Origin of the sequence: Caballeronia sordidicola (genome assembly GCF_002220365.1) — a bacterium.
GTDB lineage: Bacteria > Pseudomonadota > Gammaproteobacteria > Burkholderiales > Burkholderiaceae > Caballeronia > Caballeronia sordidicola_C.
The window spans coordinates 38055-55800 of sequence record NZ_MTHB01000126.1; the positions used below are offsets into that span (position 1 = coordinate 38055).

Annotated in this window: 16 protein-coding genes; all 16 read right to left on the reverse strand. The window is 61.7% G+C overall.

Annotation, left to right across the window (positions count from 1 at the left end):
• Positions 1-16: 16 nt before the first annotated feature.
• Complete coding sequence (pyrF, locus tag BSU04_RS20875; protein ID WP_089162396.1) at positions 17-832, reverse strand: orotidine-5'-phosphate decarboxylase; 816 nt, start codon at positions 830-832, stop codon at positions 17-19.
• Positions 833-904: 72 nt separating this feature from the next.
• Complete coding sequence (locus tag BSU04_RS20880; RefSeq protein ID WP_089162397.1) at positions 905-2014, reverse strand: aldose 1-epimerase; 1110 nt, start codon at positions 2012-2014, stop codon at positions 905-907.
• 173 nt (positions 2015-2187) lie between these two features.
• Positions 2188-3066, reverse strand: coding sequence for an SMP-30/gluconolactonase/LRE family protein (locus BSU04_RS20885; RefSeq protein ID WP_089162398.1), 879 nt, complete (start codon positions 3064-3066; stop codon positions 2188-2190).
• Positions 3063-3854, reverse strand: a complete 792-nt coding sequence (locus BSU04_RS20890; RefSeq protein WP_089162399.1) for an SDR family NAD(P)-dependent oxidoreductase — start codon at positions 3852-3854, stop codon at positions 3063-3065. Before BSU04_RS20890 ends, BSU04_RS20885 begins: the two co-directional genes overlap by 4 nt.
• A gap of 30 nt (positions 3855-3884) precedes the next feature.
• Positions 3885-4877 carry an L-arabinose ABC transporter permease AraH gene (gene araH, locus BSU04_RS20895; protein WP_062081596.1) on the reverse strand — a complete coding sequence of 331 codons (993 nt, stop codon included), beginning with the start codon at positions 4875-4877 and terminating at the stop codon, positions 3885-3887.
• Positions 4878-4904: 27 nt separating this feature from the next.
• Positions 4905-6422, reverse strand: a complete 1518-nt coding sequence (gene araG / locus BSU04_RS20900; protein WP_089162400.1) for an L-arabinose ABC transporter ATP-binding protein AraG — start codon at positions 6420-6422, stop codon at positions 4905-4907.
• Positions 6423-6533: 111 nt separating this feature from the next.
• Positions 6534-7544, reverse strand: coding sequence for an arabinose ABC transporter substrate-binding protein (locus tag BSU04_RS20905; protein ID WP_089162401.1), 1011 nt, complete (start codon positions 7542-7544; stop codon positions 6534-6536).
• 122 nt (positions 7545-7666) lie between these two features.
• The gene (locus BSU04_RS20910; RefSeq protein ID WP_089162402.1) at positions 7667-8437 is read right to left on the reverse strand and encodes an SDR family oxidoreductase; all 771 of its coding nucleotides are present in this window, start codon (positions 8435-8437) and stop codon (positions 7667-7669) included.
• Entirely contained in the window at positions 8434-9111 is a 678-nt protein-coding gene (locus BSU04_RS20915; RefSeq protein ID WP_089162403.1) for a 2-dehydro-3-deoxy-6-phosphogalactonate aldolase, read from the reverse strand. The genes BSU04_RS20910 and BSU04_RS20915 overlap by 4 nt, the downstream gene beginning before the upstream one ends.
• Positions 9112-9121: 10 nt before the next feature.
• Positions 9122-10159, reverse strand: coding sequence for a 2-dehydro-3-deoxygalactonokinase (locus BSU04_RS20920; RefSeq protein ID WP_089162404.1), 1038 nt, complete (start codon positions 10157-10159; stop codon positions 9122-9124).
• Positions 10156-11100 carry an IclR family transcriptional regulator gene (locus BSU04_RS20925; RefSeq protein WP_373452848.1) on the reverse strand — a complete coding sequence of 315 codons (945 nt, stop codon included), beginning with the start codon at positions 11098-11100 and terminating at the stop codon, positions 10156-10158. The genes BSU04_RS20920 and BSU04_RS20925 overlap by 4 nt, the downstream gene beginning before the upstream one ends.
• Before the next feature lie 750 nt (positions 11101-11850).
• Positions 11851-13251 (reverse strand): HipA domain-containing protein, encoded by a 1401-nt coding sequence (locus BSU04_RS20930; RefSeq protein ID WP_089162405.1) that lies wholly within the window; start codon positions 13249-13251, stop codon positions 11851-11853.
• Positions 13251-13520, reverse strand: coding sequence for a helix-turn-helix domain-containing protein (locus tag BSU04_RS20935; protein ID WP_089162406.1), 270 nt, complete (start codon positions 13518-13520; stop codon positions 13251-13253). Before BSU04_RS20935 ends, BSU04_RS20930 begins: the two co-directional genes overlap by 1 nt.
• Positions 13521-13914: 394 nt before the next feature.
• Complete coding sequence (gene mtgA / locus BSU04_RS20940) at positions 13915-14637, reverse strand: monofunctional biosynthetic peptidoglycan transglycosylase (RefSeq protein WP_089162407.1); 723 nt, start codon at positions 14635-14637, stop codon at positions 13915-13917.
• 49 nt (positions 14638-14686) lie between these two features.
• Positions 14687-15556, reverse strand: a complete 870-nt coding sequence (gene aroE, locus BSU04_RS20945; protein ID WP_089162408.1) for a shikimate dehydrogenase — start codon at positions 15554-15556, stop codon at positions 14687-14689.
• Positions 15553-17655 (reverse strand): ribonuclease catalytic domain-containing protein, encoded by a 2103-nt coding sequence (locus tag BSU04_RS20950; protein WP_089162409.1) that lies wholly within the window; start codon positions 17653-17655, stop codon positions 15553-15555. Before BSU04_RS20950 ends, aroE begins: the two co-directional genes overlap by 4 nt.
• Positions 17656-17746: the final 91 nt, after the last annotated feature.

Below are 17746 nucleotides of genomic sequence, written 5' to 3' on the forward strand. Positions count from 1 at the left end.
CTGCGCGATAAAACGCTCAAACCACCGCTTTAATAGCGTCGCGGGTCCGCCGCGCCGCTTCGGCCGCGACATCAGCAAAATCATCGCCCTTGCCGGCATAAATGATCGCGCGTGAAGAATTAATCAGCATCCCCGCTTTGCGCGAAGAATCCCGTCCGGCACGCACGGTCGCTTCGACGTCACCGCCTTGAGCGCCAATGCCCGGAATCAGAAGCGGCATATCGCCAACAATAGAACGTACGACTTCAATCTCTCGAGGAAACGTTGCCCCGACGACCAGGCCTAATTGCCCGCTCGCATTCCACTTCTCGGCGGCAAGCCGCGCCACGATCTGATAAAGCGGCGTTCCATCGACATTAAGAAACTGCAGATCCGAGCCGCCGGCATTGGACGTGCGGCACAAGACAATCACGCCCTTCCCGTCATGCTCCAGATACGGCTGAACGGAATCAAACCCCATATACGGATTGACCGTGACGGCATCGGCTTTGTATCGATCAAACGCTTCGATCGCATATTGCTCGGCGGTGCTGCCAATATCGCCGCGTTTGGCATCGAGGATCACGGGCAATCCGGGATGCTCGGCATGAATATGCGCGATCAACTTCTCAAGCTGATCCTCCGCGCGATGGGCGGAAAAATACGCGATCTGCGGTTTGAACGAGCAGGCAAACGGCGCCGTAGCATCAACAATGTCGCGGCAAAAGTCGAAGATCGAATCAGCACGCCCGTGCAATGCACCCGGAAACCGTGACGGTTCCGGGTCGAGCCCGACACAGAGTAGCGACTGGGTCCGCGACCACGCGGCATTGAGCGATTCGATGAAAGACATGGGCATCCGCGGCGAGTGGGCAAATAAGCGATCCCGCATTTTAACGCGCCGCCGCCACGCTTTCTGACAGCCCTATCGAACCGCCGCCGCCGTCTTGCGCGCTTTCTGCCCAGCGGGCTGCTTTGGCCGCCCACGCCGCTTGGCTTCCCCTGACCGTTCGACAGTAAAGCTGAACTCGCGCGTCAGGCTTTCGCCCGGGGCCAGCACCGTCATGCCGTGCGCTGCGCCGCCGCCGGGCAGATTCACTGCGTTGATCGGGTGATCGACGGGTTCGAAGCAGAAGAAATTCTGGCCAGCCGGCGCGTAGAGCACGTAGTAATCGGTATCGGCGCAAATGGTCAGTGACAACCGCCGCTTCGGCCACATCACGCTCGTGCGCCCGCTCCATCCGGTGAACGCGTTGTTCACCATGGCGGCGGGCATGGGGTAAGCCACGCCGAATTGCCACGCAGGCGGCGCCGGAACGTGGCGGATCGGCAGGAAATCGTCGCCGCAGAGCCACAAGCCGTCGGCCGCGGCGGACAGCTCGGTATCGGCTTCACGCGTGATAAACGGATGCAATCCAAGCCCGAACGGCAACGCATCGCGCCCGGTATTCTCGATATGAAGCGTCACCACCAGGGTCGATGCTTCGAGCGTGAATGACTGGCTCGCCAGATACGAATACGGCGCGCCATCGCGGCGATCGAGCGTGAGCCGGACGTGCGTCGAGCTTTCCGAAGCCACGTCCCACGCCCCGAGCCAGCCGTCGCCATGCAGGGGCAGCGGTTCGCCGGGCCGGTTGCACGGCACATCGACACCGCGCCCAAGAAACTGAAACCGTCCGCCGCCGATGCGATTCGAATACGGCAGCAGCGGATAACATGCGAGTTCGTTCGGATCGGTGGATGCGCTGGGCGCGAGGCACGGCCGGAAGATCGGCACGAGCGCGCCGTCGCTACGCCAGTCGAAGCGCGTGATCCCGCCGCCGAGAGCCGGCGCGATATCGAGGCGTAGTTGTGCGTTGGCAAGGGTGATGCAACCGTTGATACCCGCGCCGCCCATCGCGACAACCGACGTGGCGGGCCCGGGGCGAATAGGCGGCTCGGTCGCGGCGGCAAGCTTCGAACGGCGGGTGGGCGCGGCAGCCCGGGACGACGCCAAAGGTGGCGTGGAGCTTCCTGCTGGGCGGGCAACGGTCATGGTGGCTGACTCCGAACGAGAGGCGATCGATCCCGCGGTCCTGGCCTGAGGCTCCAGCATGCCCGGGAAGCTGCGGGCAGCGCGTCGTGCGCGCCGCCTCGTGTTTTGTGCTTGCAACGTGATACCGCGGGTTTGCTGTGCGGCACGTAGAGCCCGCCGCACTCATCATCCGCTCAATGCGTGTGGCCAGGCCCGCGAAACACCGGCTCGGCGATACCCCTTGCCGACGGCGTTGCAACAAACACCGCGCCCGCGTGCGGATCGTCCTGCAACGCGCCCGCATCCAATCCGACCCGCGCGCTCGTGATGTACACCGTATCGAGTTGCGGACCACCGAACGCGACACAGCTTGGCTGCGCCGTCGGCACGTCGATGCGCGCTGTTTCGTGGCCATCGGCGTCATAACGCACCACGCGGCTGCCGCCCCACTGCGCGTTCCACAAGCCACCATCGCTATCGACGGCAGAACCATCCGGCTCGCCGCTTGCATCCGACAATTCGACAAACACGCGCTGGTTTGCGAACGAATCGTAGTCACACACGCGAATCACGCGCTCCGGGGAGTCGCAGAAAACCATGCGCGAGCCGTCCGGACTGAACGCGATGCTGTTCGAAATCGCGCACTCGCCAAGCGGCAAGCGCTCAAGCGACAAATCGAGATTCAATCGATAAAACCCGCCAATCTTCTCCGCCTTCGCCACGTCGTGTTTTGTCCCGAACACGAAGCGGCCTTGACGATCGCATTTGCCGTCGTTGATGCGCGTCGGTAGTTCGGCTTCCACCGGCACGATCGTTTCGATCGCGCCAGTCTTCAGACTAAAGAACGCAAGTCGGGAAGCAAGCCCGAGCAGCAGCACGTCAGCATCGGCGCACAACGCGAAGCATGCAAGCCGTTCCGGCATGTCGAACGAAACGCTGCTGGCATCGCGGGGGTCGTAGCGCCACAAACGCTTGCCTTCAATGTCCGTCCAGTAAAAACGCCCGGTCGCGGCGCACCACGTCGCACCCTCGCCCAGCGCGCATTGGCTGTCGATCAGCAGTTGCGCTTTCATGCCCAGCCTCCGTCAATGACCACTTCCTGCGCGGTCATCATGCTGCTGTCGTCCGACGCCAGGAACAACGCGGCACGCGCAAGATGCACAGGCAACAATTCCGCATCAATACACTGGCCTTCCTTGATCGAGCGCTTGCCCGCTTCGTCGAGCCATAAGCGACGTTGTTTGTCCGTCATCACCCATCCCGGCACAAGCGTATTCACCCGGATATTGAACGGTCCCAGATCGCGTGCGAGGCCATTAGTCATACCTTGCACGGCCGCTTTCGCCGTGACATACACCGGAAAACCGCCTTGTTTAAGCATCCAGCTAATCGAGCCGAGGTTCACGATCGACCCGCCGCCGAGCTGCTTCATATCGTCGATCACCGCCTGCGCCGCGAAAAACTGATGGCGCAGGTTCACAGCGATTCCCGCGTCATAGGACTCGGGCGTCACGTCCTCGATCTTGTGACGCCTGTCGTTCGCCGCGTTGTTCACCAGCACGCCGATGTGCCCGAGCGTGCTGCGCACATCGGCAATGCCTTTGCGCAACGCATCGATATTCGTGAGATCCACGCGTAGGAACATCGGCCGGAATTGCCCGTCGGCCAGATCCGCGCCGAGCTGATCCGCGAGCGCTTCACCGGCATTGGTATCGATGTCGAAGAACGCGACCTTCGCGCCCTGATCGAAGAAATGCTCGACGAACGCCGCGCCAATGCCCGTCGCGCCGCCGGTAATCAGCACCACTTTGCCCGCGAGGCTTGGATAGCGCGCGAGGGTTTTATCGACTGAACTGGACATCTGTTTCAACCCCGCATTTAGTCGCCGGATTTAGTCGCGTGAGCCGCGATTCTTCAACTGGTCGAGCAGCACGGCGGCAAGCAGGATCGCGCCGCGCACAAGGTACTGATAGAACGCGTCGATGTTCATCAGGTTCATCACGTTCTCGACCGTGCCCATGATCAGCACGCCGATCACCACGCCCGAGATGGTCGCGCGGCCGCCGAGCAGCGACACGCCGCCAAGCACGCACGCGGAAATCACGTTGAGCTCGAAGCCGTCGGCGGCGTTTGGTTGTCCCGACGTAATCCGCGACGCCAGGATCACCCCGGCGAGTGCCGCCACCGCGCCCTGGATCAGGAAAATCCAGATGCGTGTGCGTTCCACATTGATACCCGCCAACCGTGACGCTTCCGGGTTACCGCCAATCGCGAGCGTATTACGCCCATACACGGTTTGATTCAGCAGGACGCCGAACACGATGAAACACGCCAGCGTGACCCAGATCGGCAGCGACACGCCGAACATGGTCAAGCCGCCGAGCGCGATAAACGTATCCGACGACACGCCCACCGCCTGCCCATGCGACACGATAAAGCCAAGCCCGCGCACCACTTCCATCGTAGCCAGCGTAGTAATCAGCGCGTTGATCCGCAAGTACGCAATCACCGCGCCGTTCACAAAACCGATGGCCGACCCCGCCGCCACCGCCGCAATGATCGCAATAAACGTATTACCCGTGGCGTTCAGCACCATCGCGCAGAGCACGCCGGCGAACGCCACCGTGGATCCGACCGACAAGTCGAAATCGCGCGAGGCGAGGCAGAACATCATCGTGCAAGCGACCATGCCGATCTGCGAAATCGACAGCGCCAGGCCGAGCATGTTCTCGATTGAGAAGAAGTGATCGACCGAGAGCGACATCGTGATGAACATCACGATAAAGATCACGACCAAGCTGTATTCGGTGATCTGTTGCCACCACTTCTGCTTGTCGTTCTTCGCCGGCACCAGCGTGTTGGTAATGTTTTCCCTGACTTCCATGATGTCCTCCATCTCCACTTTTTTACTTCAGGCTGCCTGCGCAGTCGGTTCGGATTGCACAGGCAGCGCAAGATTCAGCACTGATTGTTCGGTCGCTTTCCCGCGCGGCAATTCGCCCGCGATCCGCCCTTGTCGCATCACCAGGATTCTGTCCGATACCCCCAGCACTTCCGGGAGCTCGGACGAAATCATCACGATCGCGCAGCCGCGTTCGGCCAGTTGATAGATCACGTTATAGATCTCGTGCTTCGCGCCCACGTCGATGCCGCGCGTGGGTTCATCGAGGATCACGACTTTCAGTTCCGGCTCCGCGAGCCAGCGCGACAGAATGGTTTTTTGCTGATTGCCGCCGGAGAGGAAGCGAATTTTTTGCTTGCGGCTCGGCGTCTTGATCTTCAGCAACTGGATGAAACGGTCGGCAGTTGCAGCTTCTTTCTTCCGGTCCAGGAACAGCCCGGCGCGCAAGTAATGCCGGCGGCACGAGATGTTGATGTTCTCGGACACCGACGCCATTGCCACGATGCCCTCTTCTTTCCGGTCCTCTGGGCACATCACGATGCCGTGCCTGATCGCTTCACCCGCGCTGCGGATCTTGATCGGCTGGCCGTCGAGCTCGATCGTGCCCGCCTTCTTACGATCCGCGCCGTAGACGAGGTGCATCAGTTCGCTGCGCCCCGCGCCCACCAGCCCGAAGAAGCCGACAATCTCGCCGCGGCGCACGTCGAAACTCGTCGGTTCACGCAGCGCGTGACCCTCCACATTCTTCACGGAGAAGCGCACATCGCCGAGCGCACGCGGCTTGTAATCGTAGATATCCGAAATTTCACGCCCGACCATTTCCTGCACGAGCGTATCGCGCGAGACGTCGGCAAGATTTGCGTGCGACGCGATCTTGCGGCCATCGCGGAAAATCGTGCATGTATTGCACAGTTCGTAAATCTCGTCCATGCGGTGCGAGATGTAGATCAGCGCGCGGTTGTCCGCTTTCAGCTCGCGCACGAGCTTGAACAGCACTTCCGTCTCGCGATGCGACAGCGACGACGTGGGTTCATCGAGCGCAATCACGCGTGCATTGCGCAGCAGCGCCTTGCAGATTTCCACCATCTGCCGTTGCGCGATGGAAAGCTTCTTGAGCTTCGCGTTCGGATCGAGATCCACACCCATTTGCAGCAGCCGCTCGCGCACGTGCTTCTTCCCTTCGCGCTTGTGCACCCAGCCGAACGTGTTCGGCAAGGAACCGAGCAACAGGTTCTCGGCGACCGTAAGATCGGGCACGTACTGCAACTCCTGGTGAATCACCGCGACACCCGCCGCGATCGATGCGGCCGCGCTCGCGAACTTCACCTCGTTGCCATCAATCAGGACACGCCCGGAATCCGGCTGATATTCACCGCCCAGCACTTTCAGCAAAGTCGATTTGCCCGCGCCGTTCTCGCCCATCAGGCCGTGCACTTCGCCGGCGTTGACGTCGAACGACACGCCGTCGAGCGCGCGCACGCCTGGAAAAACCTTACCGATATTGTCAAAACGCAGCGTCGCTGACACATCGCCTCCTTGGAATTCGTGCGGACCACGCAGCTATATGAAGCGCGCGGCCCGTATTGCTCTACCGATACCTGATACGAAAAGAGCTTACAGACGACCTGATGAACGGCCTTACTTAGCCGATGCCAGGCCCATCTTCTCGCGCACTTCGCCCACGTTGTCACGCGTTGCCAGCATGCCCGTGGTCAAGGTCACGAGCGGTGGTTCCTTGCCGTCCTTGATCCACGTGTACATGAGTTCCGACGTTTCCTCGCCATGACGCTTCGGGCTGATGATCACCGTGCCGTAGAAGCCGGTCGGGTTCGGTTTCTTGAATTCGTTCAACGCCGAATCCGAGCCGCCAATGCCCACGCCAATCATGTTGTCCGCCTTGAAGCCACGGCCTTCCGCAGCACGCACCGCGCCGAGCACCGCTTCGTCGTTCAGGCCGAACGCCACCCAGTGCTTGAAGTTGGTGTTTTTCGTCAACGCGATGTTGGCTGCGTTGAACGCGTTTTCCGTATCGGTCTTGGCTTGCGGCGCCATCACGATGTTGGCCTTCGGAAAGCCCGCTGCGACCAGCGCTTCCACAGCACCCGCCGTACGGTCATGTGCGGTCGGAAGCTGTTCGTACGTCACGTCGATCGCACCGACTTCGGCCATGTTCCAGCCGCGCTTCTTGATCTCCGCAGCAATGCCATCGCCCACCTGCTTGCCGATGTTGAATGCCGAAATACCCATGTAAGGGACGGACTCAATCGGCTTGCCCGAGCCGTCGACCAGGCGGTCATCCACCGTCATCATCTTCAGTCCGGCAGCTTTCGCCTTTGCAACAATGCCCGGTCCGAGCTTGACGTCAGGCGTGCAGATCACGAAACCCTGTGCCTTTTGCGCGGCGAGGTTGTCGATGGCGCTCATCACCTTTTCGCCCGACGGCGCGCCGATCTTCACCAGCGTGAAGCCCTTCGCCTTGGCCGCCATTTCGGCGAACTTCCATTCATCCTGGAACCACGGTTCTTCCGGCTGCTTCACCAGGAAGCCGATCTTGACGTCATCGGCGGCTTGCGCCACTGGCGCCGTGAACAAGGTAGCGCTGGCTGCGGTGGCCGTTGCAACCAGTGTGAGGAACATTCTGCGTTTCATGGTCTGTCTCCTGACTTGAGCTGTCTAGTTGGTACGAAGGTATTGGCCGCGTCTTGTTGTGGTGACGTCGCACCACGGCCAGTGCGTCATCCTTTGCTGCTTATCTACGTATTCATATTGCTTCAGTCGTGGTACAGCGCCGAGCGCCCGCCATCGACCGTGATGCAACTCGCGTTGATGAACGGCGCTTCGTCGGACGCGAGGAACACGGCGGTCATTGCCACTTCCTCCGGCCGGCCAATGCGCTTCATCGGTTGCAGATCGAGCGTCGCCTGTTTCGCTTTGGCTGGATCCGCCTGTTCGTTCCACCAGTCGTGCGTGAGTTGCGTCTCGATGTAACCTGGCGCGATCGCGTTCACGCGCACCTGCCGCCCCGCGTATTCGATACCCAACGCCCGCGTCAGTCCGATCACCCCGTGCTTCGCCACAGGGTAGGGGAAACAACCGGGGATGATCTTGAACGAGTGCGTAGAAGCAATATTCACGATGCTTCCGCGCCCGCGTTCAACCATGCCTGGCAACACCGCGCGGCAGCCGTTCCAGACGCCGTCGAGATCGACGGCGAAGCAGCGGCGCCAGTCGTCGTCGGTCATGGTCAGCGGATCGCAAAACACGTTGATGCCCGCGTTATTCACCAGCACATCGATAGGGCCGAACTTCGCTTCGGCCTCGCTCACGGCGTTCTGCACCGAAGCGCTTTGCGTCACGTCCGTTTGAACGGCGAGCACGTTGTCCGGCGATCCGATCCGCGCCGCCGTTTCACGCGCTAAAGCAATATCCAGTTCCGCCAGCACCACTGCCGCGCCTTCACGAACAAACGCGCCGGCAATCGCCGCGCCGATGCCACGCCCGGCGCCGGTGATGATCGCGACCTTGCCTGCGAGCCGGTTCATTTCTTCTGGCCTCGCGCCACGGCTAATCCATTGATGAACGCCTTCGCATGCGAGGCCGTCGTCGCTGCGCTCTGACCCGGCTTGTACAACGCCGAGCCCAGACCGAAGCCGTTCGCGCCCGCCGTCAGGAATGGGCCCATGTTGTCCGGCGAGATTCCACCGACCGGCACGAGCGGCACTTGCGCCGCGATCACCGCGCGCCACGCCTTCACCACATGCGCGCCAAGTTGCTCGGCGGGGAACATCTTCAGCACGTCCGCACCGTTCTTCAGCGCGAGGAATGCTTCGTTCGGCGTCGCGACGCCCGGCGAACACGCGAGCCCTTGCGCTTTCGCGGCGCGCACGACATCGCCGTCGCTATGCGGCATCACGATCAGTTCGCCGCCGGCCTGTTTCACTTGCGCGACGTAATCCGGGTGCAGGACCGTTCCCGCTCCGACGATGGCATCGGCGGGAAGCGCCTGACGGATCGCCGCAATGCTGTCGAACGGCTTGGGCGAATTCAACGGTACTTCCATGATGCGAAAACCCGCTTCGTACAACGCGAGGCCGTGATCAGCGGCATCCGCCGGCGTCACGCCGCGCAGGATTGCGATCAGCGGGCACAGGCCGAACGCAGCGGCCAGGCCGGCGTGCGGCGCGTAAGGCGCGGGGAGGTTGATATCGATTTGCATGATGCTGCTCCTAATTAGATGCGCTTGGGCTCGGCTGGATCAGGCCGGCCTGCAGCGCGATCCGATGCAACCCGCGCTCGGTCGCGTGCGCGACGGTCCGCGCATCGTGGCAACCGAAGCGCGCGAGCGCGAGGCGATAACGTTCGCAAAGCGCGTCGTTACCGATCAGCCTTAACGCCTTGCCCGCAAGATCCGCTTCCTCACGCGCCAGCACTTCATTGAGACCGCGTAATTCGTGGCCGATCAACAAGCCCGAGAGGTAATCCGCTTGTTGCTCCGGCTGCAGTTGCCCGGTCAGTCCCAGCGTGCGGGTGCTGAAAATCGTCGCGAGCAGACCCGCGTGGCCCGCGTCTTTGGCGGTGTCGACACCGCGAATGAAAGCGCCCAGATCCTGCTGATCGGTCGCGCGCATCGTGCGCCCGAGAATGGTGTGATCGCGCAGCGCGCCGAACGTCTCGCCGGTCATGAACGTGTAGAACCGTTCGATGCGTCCCTTTGACACAACTGCCCACTTCGCATGCGTCCCCGGCAAGCCGATCAGGCCACCGTGCGGCTGCTGGTCCAGCGAGGGGTCGCTGGCGAGCGCACCGAAGATCTGCGTTTCTTCACCGCGCATCACGTTTGGCAACGCGCCGTCCTCAAGCACGCCTGGAACGATGTGAACCGTCGTGCCCTTGAGCGTTTTCACGCGCACGATGCCCGCGACAAGCGCAGCCGGATCGGCGGGTGTGGAGACGTACGGCGCTTCCATCCAGCCTTGCGCGCTGCCGACCATGCCCGCAGCAATCACCGGAAGCGACGCAATGCTGGCAAGCCATGCGCCGCAGGTTTCTTCGAATACGGTGTCGAAGCCGCCTTCGGCTGCAGGCTTCGGCAAATTCATGATGCCCGCCGGCGATGCCCGCGTATCCAGCACCGCGCCATTCGCGTCGAGCAGATAGGCGCGCAGCGCCGTCGTGCCCCAGTCGAGTGCGATCAGGGCGGGCGCGGCGTTCGCGTCCTTGGACAATTCGGGCTGCGTCTCGGCCGATGTGTCGATCCGCGTCATCGTTTGATCCTGCGTGTTGCGGGCTGCGGAACGCGCCAGCCGAGTTCTTGCGAGATCGCGCGCGCTTCGCGCTGCACGACCGGAATCAGTTCTTCCATGCGCTCCGACGGCATGTACGGAATCGTGCTCGCCACCGACAGCGCCGCGACGATCGCACCCGACGCGTCGCGCACCGGCGCCGCGACGCAGCGGATCGACGCCTCGTTTTCCTCGAGATCGAAAGTGAAACCGCCTTGCGAATAGCGTGTCATGCGCTGCACGAAGGTATCGATATCGGGCTGGTGATCGGGCTTGAAACTTACCTTTGCCAGCACGCGGTGCGACGCTTCCAGCAGCTTCGACCATGTCTCGGGCGGCAGGTCGAGCATCATCGCCTTGCCGATTCCGGTCGATGCCAGCGGCATCCGGTGACCCACCCTCGAGCGCATTTCGAGGCCGCGCGTGCCGGGAATCTTGTCGATATAAAGCACGTCGTCGCCGTCGCGCACGCCGAGGTGAATGGTGTCGTGCGTGTGTTCGGCAAGCACTTGCAAATGCGGACGCGCTACCGCGGTGAGCGGCATTTGTTCGAGCGCGATGGTGCCGAGTTCGATCAGCTTCGGGCCGAGCAGATAACCGCCGCCGACCTGGCGAAGATAGCGCGCCTGCACCAGCGAGCTCACCAGACGATGCGTCGTGCTGCGAGTCGTGCCGAGCGCTGCGCCAATGCTGCGCAGATCGCGCGCGCCGCCGGCTGCGGCTTCAAGAATCGCGAGGCCGCGCAGCAGGGTTTGCGTGCCGGCTTGCTGCGGCGTGAGGTCGAGCAGTGCGGCCGCGGACGCCTGCGCTTCGCTCGGCTCGTTCGCTTCGTTGGCTGCGTCTACGTCGGGCGCTGCCGATTTTCCGGCCGTGCGGTCCATCGACAATTCATGCTCGACGGTGGGGTTCAGGGTCTTGGTCATGGCACTCGATGTTCGCGGCTTGAGAATGATTGAGCGTTCGTTCACGACGCGAGTTACCGGGCCGGTGGCACGCGGCGAAGCGTCACGCAGGATGCGGCGCGGGGAATCATCGATAAGGAGTGCGAGACGCGTGGATGCGAGTGCAGATGCGAGCGCGCTGTGTGCGCTGATGTCGCTGACGTTGGCATGACTTGTCTCCGAGTGCTTTTTTCGTTTCACGCGGTCTGCGGGAAAACCCGAACCGGGTGTAACTGCCGTTTTGGCTGTGATCGGATTTTAGAGCCGGGCGTCTCGATTATTCAATATGTGATTGATGTGTTCACATATTGGGAGAAAGACGGTGCGAGGGGTGGGACTGAAAATCGGCATAGGACAGGCTTCGCGGTCCGCCCCTCGCGCACCACCGTGCATACGGATCCGTTATCCGGCCGGGCCGAGCAACCGTTGGGAGGCCAGCTGATTTAAGCCAGAATCATCAGTGCGAGCGCCCGCCCGGGCGAGTCACGGTTGTGGGATGTGTACCCGACGACGGATGAGACCCAGCGCTTCGAGCGCTTCGTCAACGAGCTCGAATAGGTCATTGGGACGCGCGCGAATGGCGCCCCCGAAGGTCGGCCTCGTCCGGCGAGGGCCGGTCCGAGCTGTCGCATTTCCAAACGTACAACTTGATGGCAATCCGAGTGCCTGTTTCACGGATTCTTTTGTCGTTGGTCCTTTCGATACTCGCGTGGTGGTCGTAACTATCTCGTTCTACAACAGCGACTGGTCGATCCTTGGCACCTCTGGCGCCAGCTGCATTAGCTTGCCAACCTGGACGGTCACGAAATCATGGATGCGTTTCACCATGCCCCGTTCCTCGCCCACGTACACTTCCGATTGCGCCAGGGTTCCCGCGACGCGCGTTATCGCTCGCGCCATACGGGTCAGTTCGCGCGCAACGAGAGTTCTGGGCGTGCCCGTGCACTGGGCGAAGTAAGCGAGTTCAAACGCGGTGACATCATCCAAACGGAATGCGTCGCCGTAAGCCAGCGCCATGTCCTGCTCGACGGCTTCTCCGTAGGCATTGACGGATACAAGGTCGTAAAAGGGTGCGGGCGACAGGCCAGCGGGCCGCACATGGAAGGACAAATTTTTGCCGTGCGCGTCACTGTTGCCGATGAAGAGCTGAAACAGCGCCCACCGCAGCATGACCCGGCGGCCATGTGCAGGGTTCTCAAGATGCGGCTCGAGCGCGAACAGCTTTTCGAAGCTCGCGCCCTCCCTGATGTCGCGTACCGCCTGAGCGTTACCGAAGTTGCGCTCGTACTTGAGGTTCACAGGCAGGTCCAGCGCCTGGCAGCCGTCAATGATGTGCGTGCGCCGAACCCGAAGCGCGGTCACGCCGTCGGCAGGGTCAAGCTCTACCTCTCGGTCAAATCGCTCGATGAGCAGTATCGGCTCCGGAATCCGGCGAATCTGCACTGTCGCCGTGGGCAGCCCGATGCTCGCGGCCAGCGTCATGCAGTAGTGCTCGTTCGCAACCATGAAAGCGGATGCGGGATTGAGTGACTCTGGCTTAAGGATGTGCGTCGAGCTGATGGGGCCACCGTCTACGAGCGAGAGCGACTCTCCTTCGACAAGCACCTGCAGTTTGTCCTGGAAGCCCGCTACCGAGAGCCGGAGCTTGCGGTCCCAGACCGGAAAGGGAATCTCATCGCGCCGACGGATACGCTCGCTCAGCTCCTCATTGGGCACGACCCGGCGCACGGGCAGCGCATCGTTCTCTTCGACGGCCGTATATTCTGTTTCCGCGGGTTCGGCGCCGTCCTCGCCGGACGCCGCTTCTTGCGCCATGCCCATAAAACTTAGTGCGCCGACGGGCTCTCTTCCCAGGACGTGCACCAGACCGAAAGTGTTGTCCTTCGACATCTGGTACATGACCGAGGCGACTTCGAGCGCGCGCCCTTCGGGAAGTAGGTTCGCGAGGAAACGGTGTACCGCGCCAACTTTCGGCCGCGCATCCAATAGCGGGATGTGTGGCGAAAGCGGGAAAGCGGCTTCTCTCGCCCGCCAGGTTTCATCGTACGTGAAGCTGTAGATGTCCTGCTGCGACTCAAACCCGAGCAGCCCCACCGAACCGTCCTGCGTCGAAACTTTAAGCACATGCGCCATTAGGACTGCCCCCTCGGGAGCGACGCCTTTGCATGGCTCGTCGTCACACCCAGCGCCCGCAGCGCTGTCGTTGACTCGCTCCTTGGGAGCACCAGCAGGGTCAGCCCGAGGCCGTCAAGCACGCGCAATAGCCGGTCGGAGCCAACAGGATGGCCATTTTCAAGCCGAGAAAGCACATTAGAGGACACGCCGAGCAAGTCGGCCGCGTCGTCGATTCGCAACGACTGCTCCAACCGGCGATTGCGCACGAGCGCACCGAGCGTGCTCATGTCTCGCGCTAGCGGATTGGGATGCGGATTATGCGGCGACAGGGTTCGAGCCATAGTTGTGCTATATGGAAACAATGTATGTCAGATCAGCATGCGGGAGAATAGTTTCTCTTTAGGGAAACTAAGTCGTTTCCCAATCCTGCTCACTTGATAGTTGCGTTATATGTAAACATTATAGATGAACCTGCCCTATAGCCTATAGTTTCCATATTTTCATAATTATTCTGGAATGCTAGCGTCGGCTACTTGCGATAACTTGCCGGCTAGCCTGATACGAATTGACGATGACGGGACGGCGCCGCCAATTTGACGCCCTTGCGCTGAAGTAGTCCTTCACCACCGTGTGCTGCGGTGCTGAAGCAAACCGCCCCCACTTACGTCAATACACAAGCTCTCAATGCGGCAATTCCGCCGCCCCCATTCGCCGCGTAATCACCCCTGCCCGCTGCGACAAATAAGCGGACCCGCGATGTTCATCGAAGTATTTCGGCCTCGGCAGCATCACCGCCAACCGCGCCGATTGCCACGCGCTCAGTTTCGACGCCGATGTCTTGTAGTAGTAATGCGCCGCCGCTTCGGCGCCATAAACGCCATTACCCCACTCCACGGAATTCAGGTAGATCTCGAAGATGCGTTCCTTGTCCATCCAGAGCTCGAGCATTGAGGTGATCACCAGTTCCTGTGCCTTCCTCACGTAGCTCTTTTCCCGCGATAAAAACAGGTTGCGCGCCAGTTGCTGCGAGATGGTCGACCCGCCCGCGACAATCTTGCCGCGCGCCTTGTTCTTCTCCCAGGCTTGCAGGATGGCATCGGTTTCGTAACCGTTGTTGTTGACGAAATTCGCGTCCTCGGACGCAATGATCGCGCGCTTCAGGTTGCGCGAAATCTGATCGTATGGAACCCAGGTACGCTGAATGCCGAGATCGGGACGGTCTTGCGCGAGCCGCCACGCATCCGAGCGCATGAACGCCGTCGATGAGGGATTGACGAACGTATAGACCCCGACCATCGCGAAGAAATAGACCTGTGTGGCGATGACGGCAATCGCCATGACCGAGATGCCGTAGACAATCCACCGAGCCGGCCCGAGACGAACGGGCGATTTTCTTCTTGTCATCGTGCTTCTTCTGTTTGGAACGCCACGGCGCACTGATCCGCGCGCTGAACTAAACCTTCGTCGATAACTCCAGCCGCAACGCACGCAGCACCGCGCCGCTGTCAGGGCGGACTCCGCGCCACAGGAAAAACGATTCCGCCGCTTGCTCGACGAGCATCCCGAGGCCGTCGGCCGAACGCGCGCCGAGGCTGTCGGCGTGACGCATGAACACGGTCGGCTGGGCGCTGTACATCATGTCGTAGGCGAGCGTGCCGGGGCCGAACGAAGCGTCGTCGCAATCGGGCAAAGCGTCGTCGAGACTGCCGGCCGTCGCGTTGACGATCACATCGTACGGGCCCGCTTCCACGCTATCCGCACCACCGCCGGAGAAACGCACATGCGCGGCGTGCGCGGCATCGGAGAAATGATCGACGAGCTGCTGCGCCTTCGATGCCGTCCGGTTCACGATAGTCAACGCCGCCACGCCGCCATCCAGCATGGGCAGCACGACACCGCGCGCCGCGCCGCCCGCGCCTAGCAACAACACGCGGGCGCCTTTCAACCCGACGCCCAGATTCTGTTCGATATCGCGTACAAGGCCGACGCCGTCGGTGTTGTCGCCAAGCACGCCATCCGCGTTGAACGCCAGCGTGTTCAACGCGCCTGCAGCGGCGGCACGCGGCGTGAGCGTAGTGGCGAAAGCATGTGCGTCGAGCTTGAAAGGCACGGTCACGTTCATGCCGCGACCGCCAGCTTCAACGAAAGCGCGGACATCGCCGGAGAACGCACCAATTGTCCCCAGCACGCGCCCGTATTCGATCGCCTCGCCAGTCTGCTCAGCAAAACGCGCGTGAATCCACGGTGATTTGCTGTGAGCGACCGGATTGCCGATCACGGCATAGCGGTCCCGATGGTCCCGAGGCTCAATGCCCGATGTCATCGCGTCGGCTCCGTCGTGTCGGGCGTGCTTTCGCCGGCCGGTTCATCCGTGGCGGATTCGCCTTGCGCCTGCGCATCCGCTTCCGGCGCCGCTTCCGCCTGCGCCTCAGCTTCGCTCTCTGCGCTCAAATCTTCCGCTTCAATCAGCTCTTCTTCCGTCTCGTCCTGCTGCGCCTCGGCCTCTTGCGCCGATGCCGGAGCGGGTGCATCGATCACATGCAGCAAACGGCACGACGCCTCGACCGTGAGTTCATCGAGACTCATGACCTCCAGCATCACCTTCGTCCCGCGTGCATGCACACCAAGACCGGGCACATGCAGCATCAGCGGGATTTCATCCAGGCGCACGAGATCGTCCTTCACTACCGACGCCGCCACATGCTTCCTGTTCTCCTGCTTCAACCATCGCAGGCACCAGAAGTACTCCATGCGCCGCTGATGATCGGCGTACGCGGAATATTGATCATCGAAGCCCTGCACGACGGCAAACAGATCGGCGTCTTTCGGCTTGAACGGCGCCACCAGCGCAGCCGTCACACCATGCCGCACGCACGCGAGCAACTGCCACTGATTGACCAGATCGACGTATCGACGCAACGGCGACGTGCTCCACGCGTATTGCGCGACACCCAGTCCTTCGTGCGGCGCCGGCGTGGTTTGCATGCGCGTGCGCTTCGGACCGGGCGCGCCAAATCCGCGCTGCGACCGGTAAATCCCCGGCACGCTGTGATCGTTTAGAAACGCGCCCCACGATGAATTCGCGAGAATCGCCAGCTCGGCGACGATCAGATCGAGCGGCGATCCGCGTCGACGCGGCGTGATCGTGATGTGCTCGCCTTCCACGTAGAAATTGAAGTCGTTATTGCGCTGCACCTCGCGCCGCAGACCGTATCCCGCGCGCGCTTCCTGGCGCTTTTCGAACAGCGCCTGCGCGAGCGGCCACAGCACCGCGATGTCATCCTTGTGCGCATACTCGCCGCTGCCCGCCGCGAGCGATTCCTCGGTGACATGTTCGTCCAGGTGGTTGTGTCGAAGATTGCTCTTCACGAACACACGCTCGGCGCGCGTTTCGGTCGCAACGATTTCCTGCGTTTCCCGATTCACGATGATGTACAGCGACAACGCCGGCCGCAATCCGCCTTCAGCCAGCGTGAACGCTTCCACGACGCTGTCCGGCAGCATCGTGATCTTGTCGCCGGGCATGTAGACGGTGGACAAGCGGGTGCGCGCAATCGCATCGATCATGTCGCCGCGCGCGATCCCCAGCGCCGGCGCCGCGATGTGAATACCCACGCGCACGCGGCCATCGGCGAGATGCTCGACGGAGAATGCGTCGTCGATTTCGGTGGTGGTGACGTCATCGATAGAAAACGCCTGCACGTTCGCTTCCGGCAGATCGTCGGGCAACGGCGGCACCGTGACTGGCGCGAAGCCCGTTCCGTGCGGGAAAAATTCCGATAGGAAACGCGCTTCGTGAAGTGCGCGCGCCGACGGAATGCCGCCCACTTCCAGCATCAGTCGCGCTTGCGAAATCCCGCGAGCAGCAGCCGCCCCTTCGAGCGCCTTATATTCGATAGAGTTCTTGTCCGGCTTCGTCAGCAAACCAATCGCCTTGCCAACGAGCGCATCAGGCAGTTTTCCAGCGACCAGTTCCGCTTCGTAACCCGCTTGCACCAGTGCCAGTTGACGTTTCTTTTCCAGCCCGGCCAGCGCCATCTGCAACTGTTCCTGTGGCGCGCGCTGATACTGTCCACGCCCCTTGCGGCGGAAGTACACCGGCGAACCGTGCATGCGCAGCACGAGCGCGGCGCGCTCGGTAGCGCCGAATTTATCGCCGAAATAATCCGCGCCCAGTTCCGCGAACGGAAATTCTTCTTCCGGTGCGCACTCCCACAGGAAGTCGAGATCGATGTCCTGTGCAATGGCATCGGCCTGCTGCATCAGATCGGCGGCGTTCGGTTTCTCGAATTCGATCAATACGTCTTTGGCGCGCACTTTCGCGCGTCGCCCGCCCGGCAACTCGACCTGAAACGCATCGTTCTGCTTGGACAGAACGGCGCCGGCCTTGAAACTACCCGATTCCTCAAAAAAAACGTTCACTCAATACTCTCGAAAGACTGTTGGTCGGCGTGGCGTCCGGTCGGGTTCGCGTCCCGCAAAAGCGCCAGGCCCACAATGAAAGGAAACGCTC

Bases quoted from the DNA above. Each gene is read 5' to 3' on its own strand.
- pyrF (WP_089162396.1), bottom strand. From the start codon at position 832: ATGTCTTTCATCGAATCGCTCAATGCCGCGTGGTCGCGGACCCAGTCG.
- BSU04_RS20880 (WP_089162397.1), bottom strand. From the start codon at position 2,014: ATGACCGTTGCCCGCCCAGCAGGAAGCTCCACGCCACCTTTGGCGTCG.
- BSU04_RS20885 (WP_089162398.1), bottom strand. From the start codon at position 3,066: ATGAAAGCGCAACTGCTGATCGACAGCCAATGCGCGCTGGGCGAGGGT.
- BSU04_RS20890 (WP_089162399.1), bottom strand. From the start codon at position 3,854: ATGTCCAGTTCAGTCGATAAAACCCTCGCGCGCTATCCAAGCCTCGCG.
- araH (WP_062081596.1), bottom strand. From the start codon at position 4,877: ATGGAAGTCAGGGAAAACATTACCAACACGCTGGTGCCGGCGAAGAAC.
- BSU04_RS20905 (WP_089162401.1), bottom strand. From the start codon at position 7,544: ATGAAACGCAGAATGTTCCTCACACTGGTTGCAACGGCCACCGCAGCC.
- BSU04_RS20910 (WP_089162402.1), bottom strand. From the start codon at position 8,437: ATGAACCGGCTCGCAGGCAAGGTCGCGATCATCACCGGCGCCGGGCGT.
- BSU04_RS20915 (WP_089162403.1), bottom strand. From the start codon at position 9,111: ATGCAAATCGATATCAACCTCCCCGCGCCTTACGCGCCGCACGCCGGC.
- BSU04_RS20920 (WP_089162404.1), bottom strand. From the start codon at position 10,159: ATGACGCGGATCGACACATCGGCCGAGACGCAGCCCGAATTGTCCAAG.
- BSU04_RS20925 (WP_373452848.1), bottom strand. From the start codon at position 11,100: ATGACCAAGACCCTGAACCCCACCGTCGAGCATGAATTGTCGATGGAC.
- BSU04_RS20930 (WP_089162405.1), bottom strand. From the start codon at position 13,251: ATGGCGCATGTGCTTAAAGTTTCGACGCAGGACGGTTCGGTGGGGCTG.
- BSU04_RS20935 (WP_089162406.1), bottom strand. From the start codon at position 13,520: ATGAGCACGCTCGGTGCGCTCGTGCGCAATCGCCGGTTGGAGCAGTCG.
- mtgA (WP_089162407.1), bottom strand. From the start codon at position 14,637: ATGACAAGAAGAAAATCGCCCGTTCGTCTCGGGCCGGCTCGGTGGATT.
- aroE (WP_089162408.1), bottom strand. From the start codon at position 15,556: ATGACATCGGGCATTGAGCCTCGGGACCATCGGGACCGCTATGCCGTG.